17 protein-coding genes are annotated in these 14,081 nt (G+C 71.4%); 12 read left to right on the forward strand and 5 right to left on the reverse strand.

Going from position 1 to position 14,081, the window contains the following annotated elements; translation table 11 throughout:
* The first annotated feature begins 40 nt into the window (after window positions 1-40).
* Window positions 41-388 carry a hypothetical protein gene (locus E3328_RS04280; RefSeq protein ID WP_135363373.1) on the forward strand — a complete coding sequence of 116 codons (348 nt, stop codon included), beginning with the start codon at window positions 41-43 and terminating at the stop codon, window positions 386-388.
* A gap of 41 nt (window positions 389-429) precedes the next feature.
* Here the strand turns inward: E3328_RS04280 and E3328_RS04285 are convergent, their stop codons facing one another.
* A complete protein-coding gene (locus E3328_RS04285) occupies window positions 430-786 on the reverse strand; it encodes a hypothetical protein (RefSeq protein ID WP_135363374.1) in 357 nt (118 codons plus the stop codon).
* 108 nt (window positions 787-894) lie between these two features.
* On the opposite strand from E3328_RS04285, the gene E3328_RS04290 reads away from it, so the two are divergent.
* A complete protein-coding gene (locus tag E3328_RS04290; RefSeq protein WP_135363375.1) occupies window positions 895-1,629 on the forward strand; it encodes a metal-dependent hydrolase in 735 nt (244 codons plus the stop codon).
* A 3-nt stretch (window positions 1,630-1,632) separates the two neighbouring features.
* Here E3328_RS04290 and E3328_RS04295 read toward each other — a convergent pair whose 3' ends face one another.
* The gene (locus E3328_RS04295) at window positions 1,633-3,033 is read right to left on the reverse strand and encodes a sensor histidine kinase (protein ID WP_135363376.1); all 1,401 of its coding nucleotides are present in this window, start codon (window positions 3,031-3,033) and stop codon (window positions 1,633-1,635) included.
* 128 nt (window positions 3,034-3,161) lie between these two features.
* Between E3328_RS04295 and E3328_RS04300 the strand changes: the two genes are divergently transcribed.
* Together E3328_RS04300 and E3328_RS04305 are read left to right on the forward strand one after the other, a co-directional pair.
* Complete coding sequence (locus E3328_RS04300; RefSeq protein ID WP_135363377.1) at window positions 3,162-3,560, forward strand: OsmC family protein; 399 nt, start codon at window positions 3,162-3,164, stop codon at window positions 3,558-3,560.
* A gap of 88 nt (window positions 3,561-3,648) precedes the next feature.
* A complete protein-coding gene (locus E3328_RS04305) occupies window positions 3,649-3,834 on the forward strand; it encodes a hypothetical protein (protein ID WP_135363378.1) in 186 nt (61 codons plus the stop codon).
* A 3-nt stretch (window positions 3,835-3,837) separates the two neighbouring features.
* Here the strand turns inward: E3328_RS04305 and E3328_RS04310 are convergent, their stop codons facing one another.
* Window positions 3,838-4,137, reverse strand: a complete 300-nt coding sequence (locus tag E3328_RS04310) for a PRC-barrel domain-containing protein (protein ID WP_135363379.1) — start codon at window positions 4,135-4,137, stop codon at window positions 3,838-3,840.
* A 144-nt stretch (window positions 4,138-4,281) separates the two neighbouring features.
* On the opposite strand from E3328_RS04310, the gene trxA reads away from it, so the two are divergent.
* Window positions 4,282-4,755 carry a thioredoxin gene (gene trxA / locus E3328_RS04315; RefSeq protein WP_135363380.1) on the forward strand — a complete coding sequence of 158 codons (474 nt, stop codon included), beginning with the start codon at window positions 4,282-4,284 and terminating at the stop codon, window positions 4,753-4,755.
* Between the two features lie 87 nt (window positions 4,756-4,842).
* Here trxA and E3328_RS04320 read toward each other — a convergent pair whose 3' ends face one another.
* On the reverse strand, window positions 4,843-5,919 hold the full coding sequence (locus E3328_RS04320) for a hemolysin family protein (RefSeq protein WP_135364670.1): 1,077 nt from the start codon (window positions 5,917-5,919) through the stop codon (window positions 4,843-4,845).
* A gap of 212 nt (window positions 5,920-6,131) precedes the next feature.
* On the opposite strand from E3328_RS04320, the gene E3328_RS04325 reads away from it, so the two are divergent.
* Window positions 6,132-6,803, forward strand: a complete 672-nt coding sequence (locus E3328_RS04325) for a metal-dependent hydrolase (RefSeq protein ID WP_135363381.1) — start codon at window positions 6,132-6,134, stop codon at window positions 6,801-6,803.
* Window positions 6,804-6,970: 167 nt separating this feature from the next.
* Window positions 6,971-8,293, forward strand: coding sequence for a right-handed parallel beta-helix repeat-containing protein (locus E3328_RS04330; protein WP_135363382.1), 1,323 nt, complete (start codon window positions 6,971-6,973; stop codon window positions 8,291-8,293).
* Between the two features lie 26 nt (window positions 8,294-8,319).
* Here E3328_RS04330 and E3328_RS04335 read toward each other — a convergent pair whose 3' ends face one another.
* The gene (locus tag E3328_RS04335) at window positions 8,320-9,597 is read right to left on the reverse strand and encodes a threonine synthase (protein ID WP_135363383.1); all 1,278 of its coding nucleotides are present in this window, start codon (window positions 9,595-9,597) and stop codon (window positions 8,320-8,322) included.
* Window positions 9,598-9,772: 175 nt separating this feature from the next.
* Here E3328_RS04335 and E3328_RS04340 point away from each other — a divergent pair, with 175 nt between their 5' ends.
* The 5 genes from E3328_RS04340 to E3328_RS04360 all read left to right on the forward strand — a co-directional run bounded on the left by E3328_RS04340 (window position 9,773) and on the right by E3328_RS04360 (window position 14,075).
* Window positions 9,773-10,438, forward strand: a complete 666-nt coding sequence (locus tag E3328_RS04340; protein WP_135363384.1) for a helix-turn-helix domain-containing protein — start codon at window positions 9,773-9,775, stop codon at window positions 10,436-10,438.
* A 71-nt stretch (window positions 10,439-10,509) separates the two neighbouring features.
* Complete coding sequence (locus E3328_RS04345) at window positions 10,510-10,845, forward strand: DUF7344 domain-containing protein (protein WP_449404979.1); 336 nt, start codon at window positions 10,510-10,512, stop codon at window positions 10,843-10,845.
* A gap of 97 nt (window positions 10,846-10,942) precedes the next feature.
* Complete coding sequence (locus tag E3328_RS04350; RefSeq protein ID WP_167837294.1) at window positions 10,943-11,647, forward strand: protein sorting system archaetidylserine synthase; 705 nt, start codon at window positions 10,943-10,945, stop codon at window positions 11,645-11,647.
* Window positions 11,648-11,765: 118 nt separating this feature from the next.
* The gene (bioB, locus tag E3328_RS04355) at window positions 11,766-12,935 is read left to right on the forward strand and encodes a biotin synthase BioB (RefSeq protein WP_135363387.1); all 1,170 of its coding nucleotides are present in this window, start codon (window positions 11,766-11,768) and stop codon (window positions 12,933-12,935) included.
* Window positions 12,936-12,965: 30 nt separating this feature from the next.
* Window positions 12,966-14,075, forward strand: coding sequence for a (S)-8-amino-7-oxononanoate synthase BioU (locus E3328_RS04360; protein ID WP_135363388.1), 1,110 nt, complete (start codon window positions 12,966-12,968; stop codon window positions 14,073-14,075).
* The last annotated feature ends 6 nt before the right edge of the window (window positions 14,076-14,081 follow it).

A 14,081-nucleotide genomic window follows, 5' to 3' on the forward strand; every position in this document is an offset into this window, starting at 1 on the left:
CGGGACAAACTACAACACGGAGTTGCCCGAAGGGGCGGGCATGAGCCGATGGGTCGTGACGGACGAGTCGGGCCGCCCGGACTGGCGCCGGCCGGCGCTCCGGGTCGGGCTGGAGATCAGCCTGGTCGCGCTCGTCGCGGGCTACGTCGCGGTCCACCTCTCCTCGCCGCTCGTCGTCGCGGCCGTCGTCGTCGCGGCCGTCGTCGGGTCGGCCGCGCTCCTGTTCCGCGCGCTCGACCGGCAGGCCTACGCGTGGGTCCGCTACGCGAGCGAGCGCGCCCGGGAGAGCCAGCGGAAACAGCGGCGGGAGCGCGCCCAGCGCCGACAGCGCCGCCAGCAGGGGAGCGAGCCGAACCAGCCGCGACAGAGTTCCGACGCCGAGGAGTGACCGAGAGGACAGCCGCGTCGGCTCCGCCGGCCCGCTCCGACTCAGCCGAGCAACCCGACCAGGGCGGTGAGCAGGATCGCCTGGACGCCGATCCCGGTGAGCAGGAACCCGAGCGGGACGAGTGCGGAGCCGAGCGACGCGGTCGCGCGCTGGCGGGTGTCGGCGTCCAGCGTCACGCCCGCGTTCGAGGCGGCGCCGACCTCGGCCATGCCCGACTCGCCCCAGCCGAGGATCACCGCCCCCGGCGTGAGACAGACGAACGCCAGCCCGAGCGTCGTTGCGACCACGTCGTCGTACGTCGCGCCGCCGAGCCAGAGCCCGCCGTAGACGAGCAGCGTCACGGCGCCGGCGGTCCTGACGCCCCAGCGGTACGCACAGCGGAGGGCATCGTCGGACACGACCGGTTCGTCACAGCGAGGCGACAAAAATCGGTCGGCTCCGCGCCCGGCGACGACCTGCCGGTGGTCGTGGCATTAAGTGTGTCTGCCACGTACCGTCGACCGACTATGGAGCTGACCTGGCACGGCCACTCGACGTGGCACGTGACGGTGGGAGGTACCGATCTGCTGATCGACCCCTTCTTCGACAACCCGAAGACCGACCTGTCGCCGGAGGACGTCGACGACCCCGACTACGTCCTGCTGACCCACGGGCACGACGACCACGTCGCCCACGCCGGGGCGTTCACGGACGCGACGCTCGTCGGCACCCCCGAGGTGACCAACCACGTCGCCGGCGAGGCGGGCTTCGACGAGGACGACGTGATCGGGATGAACCTCGGCGGGACCGTCGAGGCCGGCGACGCGTTCGTGACGATGCACCGCGCCGACCACACGAACGGGGTCGGGGCCGGCTTCGAGGTGCCCAGCGCCGGGTCGGCCGCGGGATACGTGATCTCCGACACGAAGCCGACGCAGGTCGAGGACGCGGAGAGCGAGACGTTCTACCACGCCGGCGACACCGGACTCATGACGGAGATGCGCGACGTGATCGGGCCGTTCCTCGAACCGGACGCCGCGGCGCTGCCGGTCGGCGACCACTTCACGATGGGTCCGATGCAGGCCGCGGTCGCCGCCGACTGGCTCGACGTCGACCACGTCCTCCCGATGCACTACGACACGTTCCCGCCGATCGAGATCGACCCGCAGGACGTCGTCGACGAGGTGGCCGCGACCGGCTCCGACGCCGAGGTCCACGTCCTCGACGGCGACGAGACGTTCGACCTCTCCGAGGGCTACTGACGCTCAGTCCGCGTCCGGTCCGTCGACGCCCTCGACGGTGAACCGGGCGCCCCCTTCGTCTCTGTTCTCGGCGCGGAGCCGCCAGCCGTGGTCGGCGGCGATCCGCTGGGCGACGTAGAGGCCGAACCCGTCGCCGTCGTCGGCGGCGAACCCCGCGTCGAACACGCGGTCGGTCGGCTCGGCGCCGATCCCCGGGCCGTCGTCCGCGACCGCGAAGCCCTCGCCGGTCCAGCGGAGCGTGACCGTCACGTCGCGGCCCCCGTGTTCGACGGCGTTCGACAGCAGGATCTCGAAGAGGATCCGCAGCGACTCGGGGTCGGCCCGGATCCGCGCGTCCTCGGCGACGACCAGCTCCGCCTCGGGCGCCTCGCGGGACGCCCACACCTCGCGAGCGACCGTCGAGAGCCACACCGTCCGTTCCTCGCCGCCGACCCGCTCGCGGGTGGCCAGCCGGACGATGTCGTCGACAGTCGCGGCGAGCCGCGCGTGCGACGCCGCGACCGCGTCGACGTGGGGCGTGTCGTCGGGGACCGCCTCCAGGCGGCCGCTGGCGACCTGGAGCTCGTTGCGCAGCTCGTGGGCCGCGACCAGCGCGACCTTCGCGAGGCGCTCGTTCTGCCGGCGCAGCTCCTGCTCGCGGCGCTTGCGCTCGGTGATGTCCCGCGTGATGCCGACCAGCCCGACCACGTCCCCGTCGGGACCGTACCACGGTACCTTCGTCGTCAGGGCGTACTCGTCGTCCTCGCCGGCGGTGTACTCCTCGGCCTCAACCAGGGGGGACTCGTCGTCGATCACGCGTCTGTCGTCCGCACGCGAGCGACGGGTGCGGTCCGGCGGCCCGTCGGTCAACACCTCGTCGGTCCGCCCGATCACGTCCGCGAGGTCGACGGTCGCGCCGGTCGCGAGCGCGTGTCGCGCCGACTCGTCTTTGGCGTAGAGGTGCATCGGGAACCCGTCGACCATCGACAGCAGCAGCGTCTCAAGCCGCGAGGGCGGACGGGCGGCGGCCGAGTCGGTGTCCCCCTCCAGCGCCGCGGCGACCGCGCCGGCCGCTTCGGCGTCCGCTAGCGAGTCCGCCTCGACGCGGGTCGTCCGCGGGTCGTCGGACCCGTCCGCCGAACTCCAGTCGGACCCCCCCGTCGAACGATCGCCGTCGCCGACAAGCACGACCGGCAGGTCGGGGTACAGCGCCCGGACGCCGCGTTGGACGTGCGAGGGCGCGACCGGCGCCCCCTCGGCGGGGACGACCAGACAGTCGACCGTGTCGTAACAGAGCGCCTCGAACAGGTCGGGCAGCGACCCGACCGACTCGACCGAGGCCGCGACTCCGGCGCGGTCGAGCGCCGCCGCGAGCGCCGACGCGTCGGCCCGGTCGGCGGAGACGACGAGAACGTGGTCGGCCATCGGGGTCCGTAGTTGCCAATTGGGATCACTGCAATTGAGTGTTTCCCCGGTCCGCCGCCCCGGCCGTCTCCGGCCCGCTCGTCTCGCTTGGGCACCTTTTAGAAGGGGGCGGTCGAACGTCTTCGTGTATGTCCGACATCGAAGTCACCAGCGTCTGCGAGGAAGGGTACACGGTCGAAAACGAGATCGACGGCGAGTGGTCGCTGGTCGTCGACGCCCTGAAGGAGGACGGCCCCGACGCGAACCAGGTCCTGGCGGCCGACTACGCCTCCTGTTACATCCCCGCGTTCCGCGTCGCCGCCGACCAGACCGGCTACGACGACGTCGGCCACGTCGAGATCGAGGTCGAGGCGGACCTCGACGAGGACGACGACCTCGAGTCCATGGAGTGGACGCTGAAGGTCGAGGCCGCCCTCGGCGAGGACGGCCAGGAGATCGTCGAGCTCGGCGAGGAGATCTGCCACGTCCACTCGGCGCTGCGCGAGGGCCTCCACGCCGACATCACGCTCGAAGACGACGCGTTCTAGCGGGGACGCCGCGCCACCGCTTCGCCGCTTCGCTTTCTCACCCGGGTTCCGGGACAGGACACTTGCCGGAGATCGCCGAGTAGTCGCCGTGACGCGACTGACGGGAGGCCCCGTGGCGCTCGTCGTCGAGACCGACGACGGGTTCGAAGCCGTCTACACGGCGGGGACCAGGGGGTCGTCGGTCGAGCGGCCGGCGGTCGAACGGGCGACAGAAGCGATATCGGTGGTGGTCGGGATCGCCGTACTCCGTCGACGGTGGCGCGGGGCGGGCTGAGACTCAGGCCGCGACTTCCTCTTCGGCTTCGTCGTCGCCGTGGACGCGCTCGACCACGTCGTTGACGATGACGATGTCGCCGACCGCCTGGACCCAGCGGTAGGGCACGATGACGCCCCGGGACTGGGTGGCCTCGGAGCCGAACAGCTCCGTGTTGATCTGGTGGAGCGCGAGGCCGGTCACCTGCTCGACGTCCAGGTCGAGCCGCAGGTCCTCGACCTCGCCCACGAACACGCCGTTTTTGGTGTAGACTTCCCGCCCCACGAGCGTCGTGATCTCCTGTGGCGCCGTCTCGGGATTCATATGCCGTAACTCGGCTGGCGGGGTCTTAAATTCTTGTTCTGTGTCTGACGCCGTCCCCGAAATTCCGTCCGTCGGCCGTCGTCCGTGCGTCCGACGGACACGACGCCGTGGCGGTTAAACGGGCGCGTCCCCTACGTGGCGGCGATGAGCGAAGCCAGCGACGAAGCCGGTGACGACCCGACCGACGAGGAGCTCGAACGGATCCGCGAGCGCAAGAAGGAACGGCTTAAGTCCGGCGAGGGGTCGACGCTCTCGGACGACGCGGGCGACGGCAACGCGGCCGACACCGACGCCGCGGACGCCCCTGACGAGCCGGTCCACGTCGACGGCCAGGCCGACTTCGAGTCGGTCGTCGCCGACGGCGTCGTGCTGGTCGACTTCCACGCCGACTGGTGTGGCCCCTGCAAGATGCTCGAACCGGTCGTCGCGGACATCGCCGAGACGACCGCGGCGACCGTCGCGAAGGTCGACGTGGACGCCCACCAGGGGCTGGCCCGCGAGTACGGCGTCCAGGGCGTCCCGACCCTGCTGCTGTTCGTCGACGGCGAACTGACCGAACGCCGCGTCGGCGTTCAGGACGAGGGCGCCCTGCGTGACCTCGTCGCACAGCACGCCTGAAACAGGAGTTCGCGGGGAGTCAGATCGGTTCCGCTCGCGGTACCGAGTCGGAGGGAGCGAGAAGCGGGGGAGCGCGGTTCGGCGCGGTCAGCTACCGGTCGCGTCGCCCACGTCGATCGGGTCCTCGATGTCGCCGGTGACCGACTCCAGCAGGTCGGTGACGGTGACCATCCCGATCACGTCGCCGTTCTCGATGACGAGGGCCAGCTCCTGGTTCTCGGCCTGGAACTGGTCGATGGCGTCGCTGACGTCAACGTCCGGCGAGAGGGTCATCGGCGGGGCCGCCAGGTCCTCGAAGTCGATGGCCTCGTCGTTCGCGAGGTCCTCGCGGTGGCCGGCGAGCACGGGGAGATAGAGGATCCCGCGGAAGTCGGTCAGGTCCTCGCCGACCAGCGGGTAGCGGGTGTGGGGGTTCTCCTCCATCCGGCGGAAGTTCTCCTCGGCGTCGACCTCGGTCGACAGCGCGACGACGTCGTCGGCGTCGAGCATCACCTCGCGGACCGGCCGCTCGCCGATGGTGAGCGCGTTCATGACCTCCTCGCGGCGGTCCTCGGGCAGTTCGCCCTCCTCGAGGACCGACCCGAGCTTGTTGCGCAGGTCCGCCCGCGACTCGATGACGTCCTCCTCGGTCTCGAGCCACGCGCCGGTCATCTCGATGCCGAACAGCCGCAGCGTCCACTTGGCGATCCCGTCGCCCAGGCTGATCAGCGGCGAGATGAGCCAGTTGAACCAGTACAGCGGCGCCGCGCCGTACCTGCAGACCATCCGCGAGCGCTCGACGCCCAGGTAGGTCGGCGTCTGCTCGCCGTGGGTCAGGTGGACGAGGTTGATGATCAGGAAGGCGATGACGGCGCCGGCGCCGACGGTCGCCAGCCGCGTCCCCTCGAACAGCGGGTGGAACAGCGCCGCCAGGGCCGGCTCGGCGACGATACCGACCGCGATACTGGAGGCGGTGATCCCCACCTGGCAGGTCGTGAGGTAGATCTCCAGGTTGTTGGTCATCTCCCAGGCGCGTTCCAGCGCGGCGCTGCCGTCGCCGATGAACTCCTCCTCGGTGAACTGCCGGGCCCGGGTCAGCGCGAACTCGATGGCGACGAAGAAGCCGTTGGCGAGGATCAACCCGACGCCGGCGATCAGCCGGACCCAGACCTCCAGAGCGTTCATCGAGCCGTGCGCCTGCGCCACCCCGACGCCCGCGAGCAGTCGGATCCAGGTCTCCAGGGCGGTCATCGCCGCCGGCTTCTCTTTCGAGGGTTATAGTACCAGCGGAACGTCAGATCCAGGGGAACCGCGGCGATGTGGCCGCCCAGCGTCCGATTCCGGCGGTCAGCGTGAGGTCCTGAAAGGTTATGGCACTGCATCCCACAGGGGCGGGTATGCCCTCGACGCTGGTGCATCTCGCCTTCGGCGGGATGATCGCCGCCGCGCTGCTGGGGTCGGTCTTCGACCGCCGGTCGCTGCTGGTCGTCCTCGCCGTCGTCGCCGCGCCGGACCTGGACTCGTTTCTCGCCCTGTTTTTCGTCGCCGGGCACCGGACGCTGCTGCACACCTACGTCATCCCGATCGCCGCGAGCGCGCTGCTGTACGTCGACCTCCGGCTCCGGGACCGCTCGCTCGTCCACGACCGCTGGGGCCCGGAAGGGGTCCGGCTGGCGTGGGTCAGCGTCGTCGCGCTGGCGTTCGCGGGGATCGGGCTGGACTTCGTCGACCACGGCGTCAACCCGCTGTGGCCGCTCCACGACCAGTTCTACGTCCTCGACGGCCGCTTCGAGATCTCCGACCAGCGGGGGATCGTCCAGAGCTACGTCGACCTGAGCCCCGAGACCGAGCAGACCGGACCGCGCAGCCGCGGCTCCTCCCAGGAGGTCAACATCTCCACGGGCGTCGACCCCAACCCCGGCGGGGTCGGCGGCGGTCCCGACCCGGACACGGTCGAGGACCCCGAGCGGATGTTCCCGGTCGTCCGCCACGGCTGGCAACTGGCCATCCTCGTGACCGGGACCGTCGTGACGGCCGCTCGGCTCCGACTCGGCGAGATCGGGGAGTGAGCGGTCGCTCGACCGTCTGCTCACGGGCGCGGCCGCCGTTCGCTCGTCCGTACGTCTCGGTACGCCACCCTGTCGATCAAACGGGACCCGAGTTCGACGGATCCGAACCGACCCGAACGTATCAAAATTATAAGCGCTTTCGGGCGGTCGCGGGGGACCGACGGTCGATGGCACACGATACCGGAGACGGACCGGCGGATCGTCGACAGGTACGGTCGACCAGGCGGACCTTCCTGGCGGGCATCGGTGCGGCGGCGGGCGTCGGCGCGACGAGCACGGGAGCCGCCGCCTCGCTGCCGGAAGCACAGCCGGCGGACGGACGCCTCTTCTACGTCCGGCGGGGCGCCGGACGAGGGGGGAACGGCGACAGCGGGAAGTACACTGTCCTCGACGGTCGGCGCGGAAACGTCGCGTTCACAACCGGCGGGTCGGCGGACGAGGCGTTCCAGTTCGCGCTGGACCAGCTCGCCGAGACCGGGGGGACGGTCGTCGCCGCGCCGGCCCGGTTCCAGTTCGCCGGCCCGGTCACCGTCCACGGCGGGACGCACCTCGCCGGACAGGGCGGCGCCCGGTTCGTCGCGTCCGACACCGGGGCGCGCGACGATCCGGTCCCGACCGACGACCAGTCGAACCCGCTCCCGACGGGTCACGACCTGGTCCGGCTGCGCGGCGACGACGTGGCCGTCACCGGCGTCGTCTTCGACGCAGACGGCACGCAACTGGACAACCAGGCCGTCCAGGCCGACGGCTGCGACGGCGTCTACGTCGCGAACAACCGGACGGTGAACGGGTTCCAGATGGCGCTCTCGGTGACGCGCTGTCGGGACGTGACGGTGGTCGGCAACGAGGTCGTCGACCCGAACTGGTACGGGATCACGAACCGGAGCGCGCCGCCGGGCGGCGAGCGCGACCTCCGGCGGTCCGAGGACGTGCGGATCGTCCGCAACGCGGTCGGCGGCGTGAAGTTCAACAACATCGCCCCGTACAACGTCGAGCACTTCGCCGTCTCAGGCAACCTCGTCTTCGACGGCGGTCACAGCCTGATCGCGTGCTCGCCGTCACAGCGCGGCGCTATCGTGGGCAACGTCTGTCGTGACCTCACCGAGTTCGCCCCCGACCCCGGCGGCGAGGCCGGCATCGAGATCGAGTACAAGGAGACGCACGTCAACGACGAGGTGGCCGGCACGCCCGCCGCGCGGTCGTACGACATCACGATCGCGGGCAATCAGGTCGACGGCTGCCCCGTCGGCGTCCTCGCGCGGACGGTCCCCGCCGACAGCGGGGACACGGCGGCCAGACGCCAGCAGCGCCCCTACGGCTTCAGCGTGACCGGCAACACCGTCAGCGACGCGAGCGACGCCGGGATCCGCGTGCGGTCCGGCGAGTCGGGGGTCGTCGCCACGAACACGCTCCGAAACAACGACACGGCGATCGACGTGGACCGCGGGTTCACGGCCGACATCCAGCAGGGGCTCAACGCGACGCGGTGAGCGCGAGGCGGTGACTCCGCCGCCGCTCAGAGGTCCTCGGGCAGTCCCTCGCCGGCGGCGTCGACCGAGATAACGTCGTCGACGGCCTCGCGGGCGCTCGCCGAGTCCTTGAGCCCCGTCCCGGTGGCGACGACGACGACGCGCTCGCCGGGGGCGATGGTTCCTCGCTCGACCGCCGCCCGGACGCCCGCGACCGCGGCGGCGCTCGCCGGTTCGGCGAACACGCCCTCACACTCGCCGAGCAGGCGCTGGGCGTCGCGGATCGCCCCGTCGGAGACGGCGACGGCGTCGCCCCCGCTCTCGCGGAGCGCCCGGCAGGCCTTGCCCGCGTTATGCGGGACGCTCACGTCGATGCTGTCGGCCGTCGTGTCGCCGACGCCGTCGCGGCGCTCGGCGCCGGGACCCCGTTCGCCCGCCGCGGTGTCGGTCGAGTCGGCGCCGCCGTCCGCGGCTACACCGTCCCGCTCGGCGACGAACCGGTCGTGGATGGCCGTCGCGCCCTCCGCCTGGACGCCGAGCATCCGGGGCGCGTCGTCGACGACGCCGAGCCGTTCGAACTCCCGGAGCCCCTTCCAGGCGCCGGCCAGCGAGCAGCCGTTGCCCATCGGCATCGCGACCCAGTCGGCGTCGGGCGCCCCCTCGGCGAGTTCGAACCCCAGCGTGCGCTTGCCCTCGACCGCGTAGGGGTTCATCGCGGCGTTGCGGTTGTACCAGCCGCGGTCGGCGGAGACCTCCCGGCAGAGTTCGTAGGCGTCGGCGTACGTGCCGTCGACGCCCAGGACCGTCGCGCCGTAGAGGCGGGGCTGGACGGCCTTGGCCTCCGGGAGGTCGGCGGGGACGAAGATGCGGCAGTCGAGGTCCGCGCGGGCGGCGTACCCCGCGAGCGACGCCGCGGCGTTGCCGGTCGAGGCGCAGGCGACCGTGTCGTGGCCCGCCTGGCGCGCCCGCGAGACGACGACGGCGCTGCCCCGGTCCTTGTTCGACCCCGTGGGGTTGGTCGTCTCGTTCTTGACGAGCGCGTCGACGCCCAGCGCGTCGCCGAGCGCGGGCGCAGAGAGCAGGTCGGTCCCCCCGGCGCCCAGCCGGACTGGCTCGCCGTCGACCGGCAGGAGGGGTTCGTAGGTCCACAGGTCGTCCGTCGGGCCGTCGAGGGCGCCGTCGAGTTCGTCGCCGAGGGCGTCGTAGTCGTAGCGCACGTCGAGGACGCCCGCCACGCCGCCGTGGTCGGGACAGGTGTACTCGACGGCGTCGGGGGCGTAGCGGCGTCCGCACCGCTCGCAGACCAGGGCCTCGACGGGTGTCATGGAATTCCTTGGCTACCTGTCGTTCCGACCGTCACAAAGGCCTTCTGGCTTTTCGGCGCCGCGAAGCCCGACCGACCGGCGCCGCGGGATGCGATCGCCCGGCCTCGCAGGGCGCAACCGACCGGTACCGACCCCGCAAACGAGGTTATGCGGGCCGACTCCCAACCGGGCGACCATGAGCCTCTTCGCCGAGTTCCACGTCCCGTCGGAGGACTTCGCCCTGTCGTCGACGCTCGAACGGCTCCCGGACCTCGTCGTCGAGATCGACCGCGTCGCGGCCTCGGAGGAGGTGCTCACCCCCTACTTCTGGGTCTCCGGGGTGGACCTCGACGAGTTCGAGACCGCGGCCGAGGCGGACCCGTCGATCGAGGACCTCCGGCGCCTCGACGACTTCGAGGCGGCGTCGCTGTACCGGGGGACCTGGACCGAGAACGTCGACACGATGGTGTACGCCTCGACGCAGGCCGGCGCGACGATCCTCGAAGCGAAGGGCCAACACGGGGTCTGGGACATCCGCATCCGGTTCGACGGCCGCGAGCCGCTGGACGAGTTCCAGCGCTACGCCGACCGCTACGACATCTCCTTCCGGCTGGAGAAGCTCTACGAGACCGACCACCCGCGGACGGGGAGCCGCTACGGGCTCACGGCGAAACAGTACGAGGCGCTGAACACCGCCTGGGAACTCGGTTACTTCGAGGACCCCCGGGAGACGACGCTGGACGAGGTCGCCGACGAACTGGGCATCACGCGCCAGTCGCTGTCACAGCGGCTGCGCCGCGGTCACCACGCGCTCGTCGCCAACACCATCCGCGTGACGCCGCTCGCCGAGGAGAAGGCGTGACCGGCGCCCCCTGATAAACCCCTGACGTGGGCAGTACGAACCGGGACCCGGACGGGGGTTCACGATCGGGTATGGAGTCACAGCCGACAGCGGTTTCGGACCCGGTAACGGACGCCTTTGGACTGTTAGACCATCGGTACCGGCGGTACGTGGTGGAGACGCTGGAGCGCCACGGGTGCGAGCTGACGCTGGCCGACCTCGCCGACGAGGTGGCCCGCCGCGAGCACGACCGGCCGGTGAGCGAGATCGACTCCGAGGCGGTCTCGGAGCTGTACCTCTCGCTGTACCACACGCACGTCCCGAAACTGGTCGACGGCGACGCCGTCCGCTACGACCAGGAGAGCGACACCGTCGTACCGCGCGAGCGCGTCGAGACGCTCGCGCAGGTGCTCGACGCCGTCCGGTAGGCGTCGCGGCCGCCGATTCCCCGTTGTCGCGCCGCGCCGGGCGCGTGGCGACCGCGCTTCCCCGTGATTGATGTACCACCTCACCGACCACGGTGGTATGAACGAGGGGTTGCGCGTGCGCGAGCGGCTCGGCGTCGCCGACGCGATCACGCTGGGCAACGCCGTCGTCGGGTTCGCCGCCGGCGTCGTCGCCCTCTCGGACCCCCACCTGGCCGCCCGCCTCGTCCTCCTGGCCGCTATCGCCGACGCGCTCGACGGGATCGCGGCCCGCACCTTCGGCGGCACCGAGGTCGGCCCCCTGCTGGACTCGGTGACGGATGTCGTGTCGTTCGGTGCGACCCCCGCCCTCCTGGTCGTGGGGATCGCCGGCGCCGAGTGGGGGTGGCTGGCCGACGGGGTCGCGGCGGCGCCCCCCGCACAGGCCGTCGCGGCCGTCGGCGTCGGCGCCGTCTTCGTCGTCTTCTCCGTGCTCCGGACCGCGCTGTACAGCGAGTTCGTCGGCGAGGAGGAGAACCGTCCGGGCATCCAGAACACGCTCGGCGCGACCATCCTCGCGGCCGCCTACCTCGCCGGCCTGTCGTGGGTCCCGGGCCTGCTCGCCGCCGCCGCCGTCCTCTCGGTGGCGATGGTCGCGCCGGTCCCGTACCCGAAACTGCTGGCCCGCGACGCCGGGGTCCTCGGCGTCGTCCAGGCCGCCGCCGTCCTCGCGCCGCTCGCCTTCGGCCGCGTCCTCCCGCGGTTCCTGCTGGTCGCGGCCCTGGGATACATGTTCCTCGCGCCCCGGTTCTACTGGGGGGAGTGAGGCCGATAGCGGGTACCGACCACCGATATCGACTGCCGCCACCGACTACCGCTCGCCGGTACCGACCGCCGCCGGGGCCGGGGGAAGCTTTTTCCACCCGTCAACCGACACGACGATCGTGGTTTACGAGACCGGCAACCGGACGATAGACGACGCCGTCGAGCGCGTGCTGGCGGGCGAGCGGCTGACGCGGCGCGACGGGCTGGCGCTGGTCGCACAGCCGGTCGAGCAGCTGGCCGCGGCGGCCGACGCCGTCCGCGCCGAGTTCGGCGACGGCACCGTCGACGCCTGCTCGATCGTCAACGCGAAGGCGGGCGACTGCGCCGAGGACTGCGGCTTCTGCGCCCAGTCGGTCCACTTCGACACCGGCATCGACACCTACGGCTTCCTCGACCCCGAGAAGATTCTGGAGGCGGCGAAACGAGCCGAACGCGACGGCGCCCAGCGATTCGGGATCGTCGTCGCCGAGAAGGGCGTCTCGAAGGAACACCGCCCCGGGGAGTGGGAGGAGGTCCTCCGGGCCATCCGACTGGTCCGCGACGAGACCGACGTGGAGGTCGACGCCTCGCTGGGCATCCTCACCGAGGAGGAGGCGGCGGTCCTGGCCGAGGAGGGGATCAACCACTACAACCACAACGTCGAGACCTCGCCGAACTTCTTCCCGGAGATCGTCGACAGCCACTCCTTCGAGGACCGGGTGGAGACCCTGGAGGTCGCGAAGGAGGCCGGCATGGACCTGTGTGCCGGCGTCATCCTCGGGATGGGCGAGAGTCCGACCGACCGGGTGGACGCGGCCATCGCGTTGCAGGACGTGGGCGTCTCCTCGCTGCCGGTGAACGTCCTGAATCCCGTCGCCGGGACGCCGCTGGGCGAGCGCTTCGACGACGGCGCCGACATCACGACCGAGGAGATCGTCTCGACCATCGCAGTGTATCGGCTGCTCCACCCCGAGGCGCGAGTGCGGCTGACCGGCGGCCGCGAGGCCAACCTCGACGAAGACGAACAGCACCTCCCGTTCGAGGCGGGCGCCGACGGGATGCTCACCGGCGACTACCTCACGACGGAGGGCCAGTCGCCCGCGGACGACATCGAGGTCGTCGAGCGCGCCGGACTGGAACCGAACACGGATGCCAACGACTTCGACCCGGCGGCGGTGAAGGCCCGCCACGCCGACGCCGGAACCGACGAGTCGGCGGCGGCCGCCGGCGACGCGGACGCGCCCGACGTGGAGACCCCCAGCGACGCGGAGACGGCCGCGGGCAGCGCGACCAGCAACGTCTCCGACTGACGGCGACCGCAGACAGTTTCAGAGACACACATGGACGACGTGACATTCGCGGTACTCGGTACCGGCGGCATCGGCAGACGAACGCTCGACGTGGCGCGGCACAAAGAGGGTCTCACGCCCGTCGCGGCCTGCGACCGCAACGGCGTCGCGGTCGACCACGACGGCCTGGACGTGGCCGAACTGCTCGACGCGACCGAGGGCAACATCGCCTCCGGACCGGAGGCCGACGGCGACACGCCCGCGACGCCGGAGAGCGACTACGCCTCGGACGGCGGCGCGGCCGCGGCGGAAGGCGGATCCGTCGACGACGGCGTGAAACAGGCCGGCGAGGGCGCCGGCGTCGTCGCCAGCGCCCAGGGCGAACCGACGGAGACGCCCATCGACGACGTGATCGCCGAGAGCGACGCCGTCGACGCGGTCCTGATCGCGCTCCCGAACCTCGAACACGACTTCGTCCCCCGGGTGGCCGAGCGGTTCGCCGACGCGGGCTACGAGGGCGTCCTCGTCGACGTGCTCAAGCGCTCGCGGGTCATCGGGATGCTCGACGACCGCGCCGAGGCCCTCGAATCGAGCGGCATCACCTTCGTCTGCGGCGCGGGCGCGACGCCCGGCTTCCTGACCGGCGCCGCGGCGCTGGCCGCCCAGTCGTTCGTCGAGGTCGAGAGCGTCGAGATCCGGTGGGGCGTCGGCCTCAAGTCCGGCTACGAGGACAACCGCGGCACCGTCCGCGAGGACATCGCCCACCTCGACGGCTACGACATCGAGCGGGCCCGCGAGATGAGCGAGGACGAGATCGAGGAACTGGTCGCCGAGCGCGGCGGACAGCTGGAGTTCCACGACATGGAACACGCCGACGACGTGCTGCTGGAGCGGGCGGGCGTCTGCGACGCCGAGGACGTGTCCGTCGGCGGGGTCCTCGACGTGCGCTCCGACGAGAAGCCGACGACGACCACCGTCCGCGTCACCGGGACGACCTTCGACGGCGAGCGCGGGACGAACACCTTCGAACTGGACGACGCGACGAGCATGGCGGCCAACGTCAACGGGCCGGCGCTGGGCTACCTGAAGGCCGCGGTCCTCCGAAATCGCGCCGGCGACTACGGCGTCTACGGCCCGACCGAGGTCATGCCCCGCTTCTGAGCGGTG

This window comes from Halosimplex halophilum (assembly GCF_004698125.1).
Lineage (GTDB): Archaea > Halobacteriota > Halobacteria > Halobacteriales > Haloarculaceae > Halosimplex > Halosimplex halophilum.

What these genes read in the sequence shown, in the direction of transcription:
- E3328_RS04290 (WP_135363375.1), top strand. Translation starts at nt 895, where the DNA reads ATGGAGCTGACCTGGCACGGCCACTCGACGTGGCACGTGACGGTGGGA.
- E3328_RS04320 (WP_135364670.1), bottom strand. Translation starts at nt 5,919, where the DNA reads ATGAACGCTCTGGAGGTCTGGGTCCGGCTGATCGCCGGCGTCGGGTTG.
- E3328_RS04345 (WP_449404979.1), top strand. Translation starts at nt 10,510, where the DNA reads ATGGAGTCACAGCCGACAGCGGTTTCGGACCCGGTAACGGACGCCTTT.
- E3328_RS04340 (WP_135363384.1), top strand. Translation starts at nt 9,773, where the DNA reads ATGAGCCTCTTCGCCGAGTTCCACGTCCCGTCGGAGGACTTCGCCCTG.
- E3328_RS04310 (WP_135363379.1), bottom strand. Translation starts at nt 4,137, where the DNA reads ATGAATCCCGAGACGGCGCCACAGGAGATCACGACGCTCGTGGGGCGG.
- E3328_RS04280 (WP_135363373.1), top strand. Translation starts at nt 41, where the DNA reads ATGAGCCGATGGGTCGTGACGGACGAGTCGGGCCGCCCGGACTGGCGC.
- E3328_RS04295 (WP_135363376.1), bottom strand. Translation starts at nt 3,033, where the DNA reads ATGGCCGACCACGTTCTCGTCGTCTCCGCCGACCGGGCCGACGCGTCG.
- E3328_RS04330 (WP_135363382.1), top strand. Translation starts at nt 6,971, where the DNA reads ATGGCACACGATACCGGAGACGGACCGGCGGATCGTCGACAGGTACGG.
- E3328_RS04325 (WP_135363381.1), top strand. Translation starts at nt 6,132, where the DNA reads ATGCCCTCGACGCTGGTGCATCTCGCCTTCGGCGGGATGATCGCCGCC.
- E3328_RS04350 (WP_167837294.1), top strand. Translation starts at nt 10,943, where the DNA reads ATGAACGAGGGGTTGCGCGTGCGCGAGCGGCTCGGCGTCGCCGACGCG.
- trxA (WP_135363380.1), top strand. Translation starts at nt 4,282, where the DNA reads ATGAGCGAAGCCAGCGACGAAGCCGGTGACGACCCGACCGACGAGGAG.
- E3328_RS04335 (WP_135363383.1), bottom strand. Translation starts at nt 9,597, where the DNA reads ATGACACCCGTCGAGGCCCTGGTCTGCGAGCGGTGCGGACGCCGCTAC.
- E3328_RS04300 (WP_135363377.1), top strand. Translation starts at nt 3,162, where the DNA reads ATGTCCGACATCGAAGTCACCAGCGTCTGCGAGGAAGGGTACACGGTC.
- E3328_RS04360 (WP_135363388.1), top strand. Translation starts at nt 12,966, where the DNA reads ATGGACGACGTGACATTCGCGGTACTCGGTACCGGCGGCATCGGCAGA.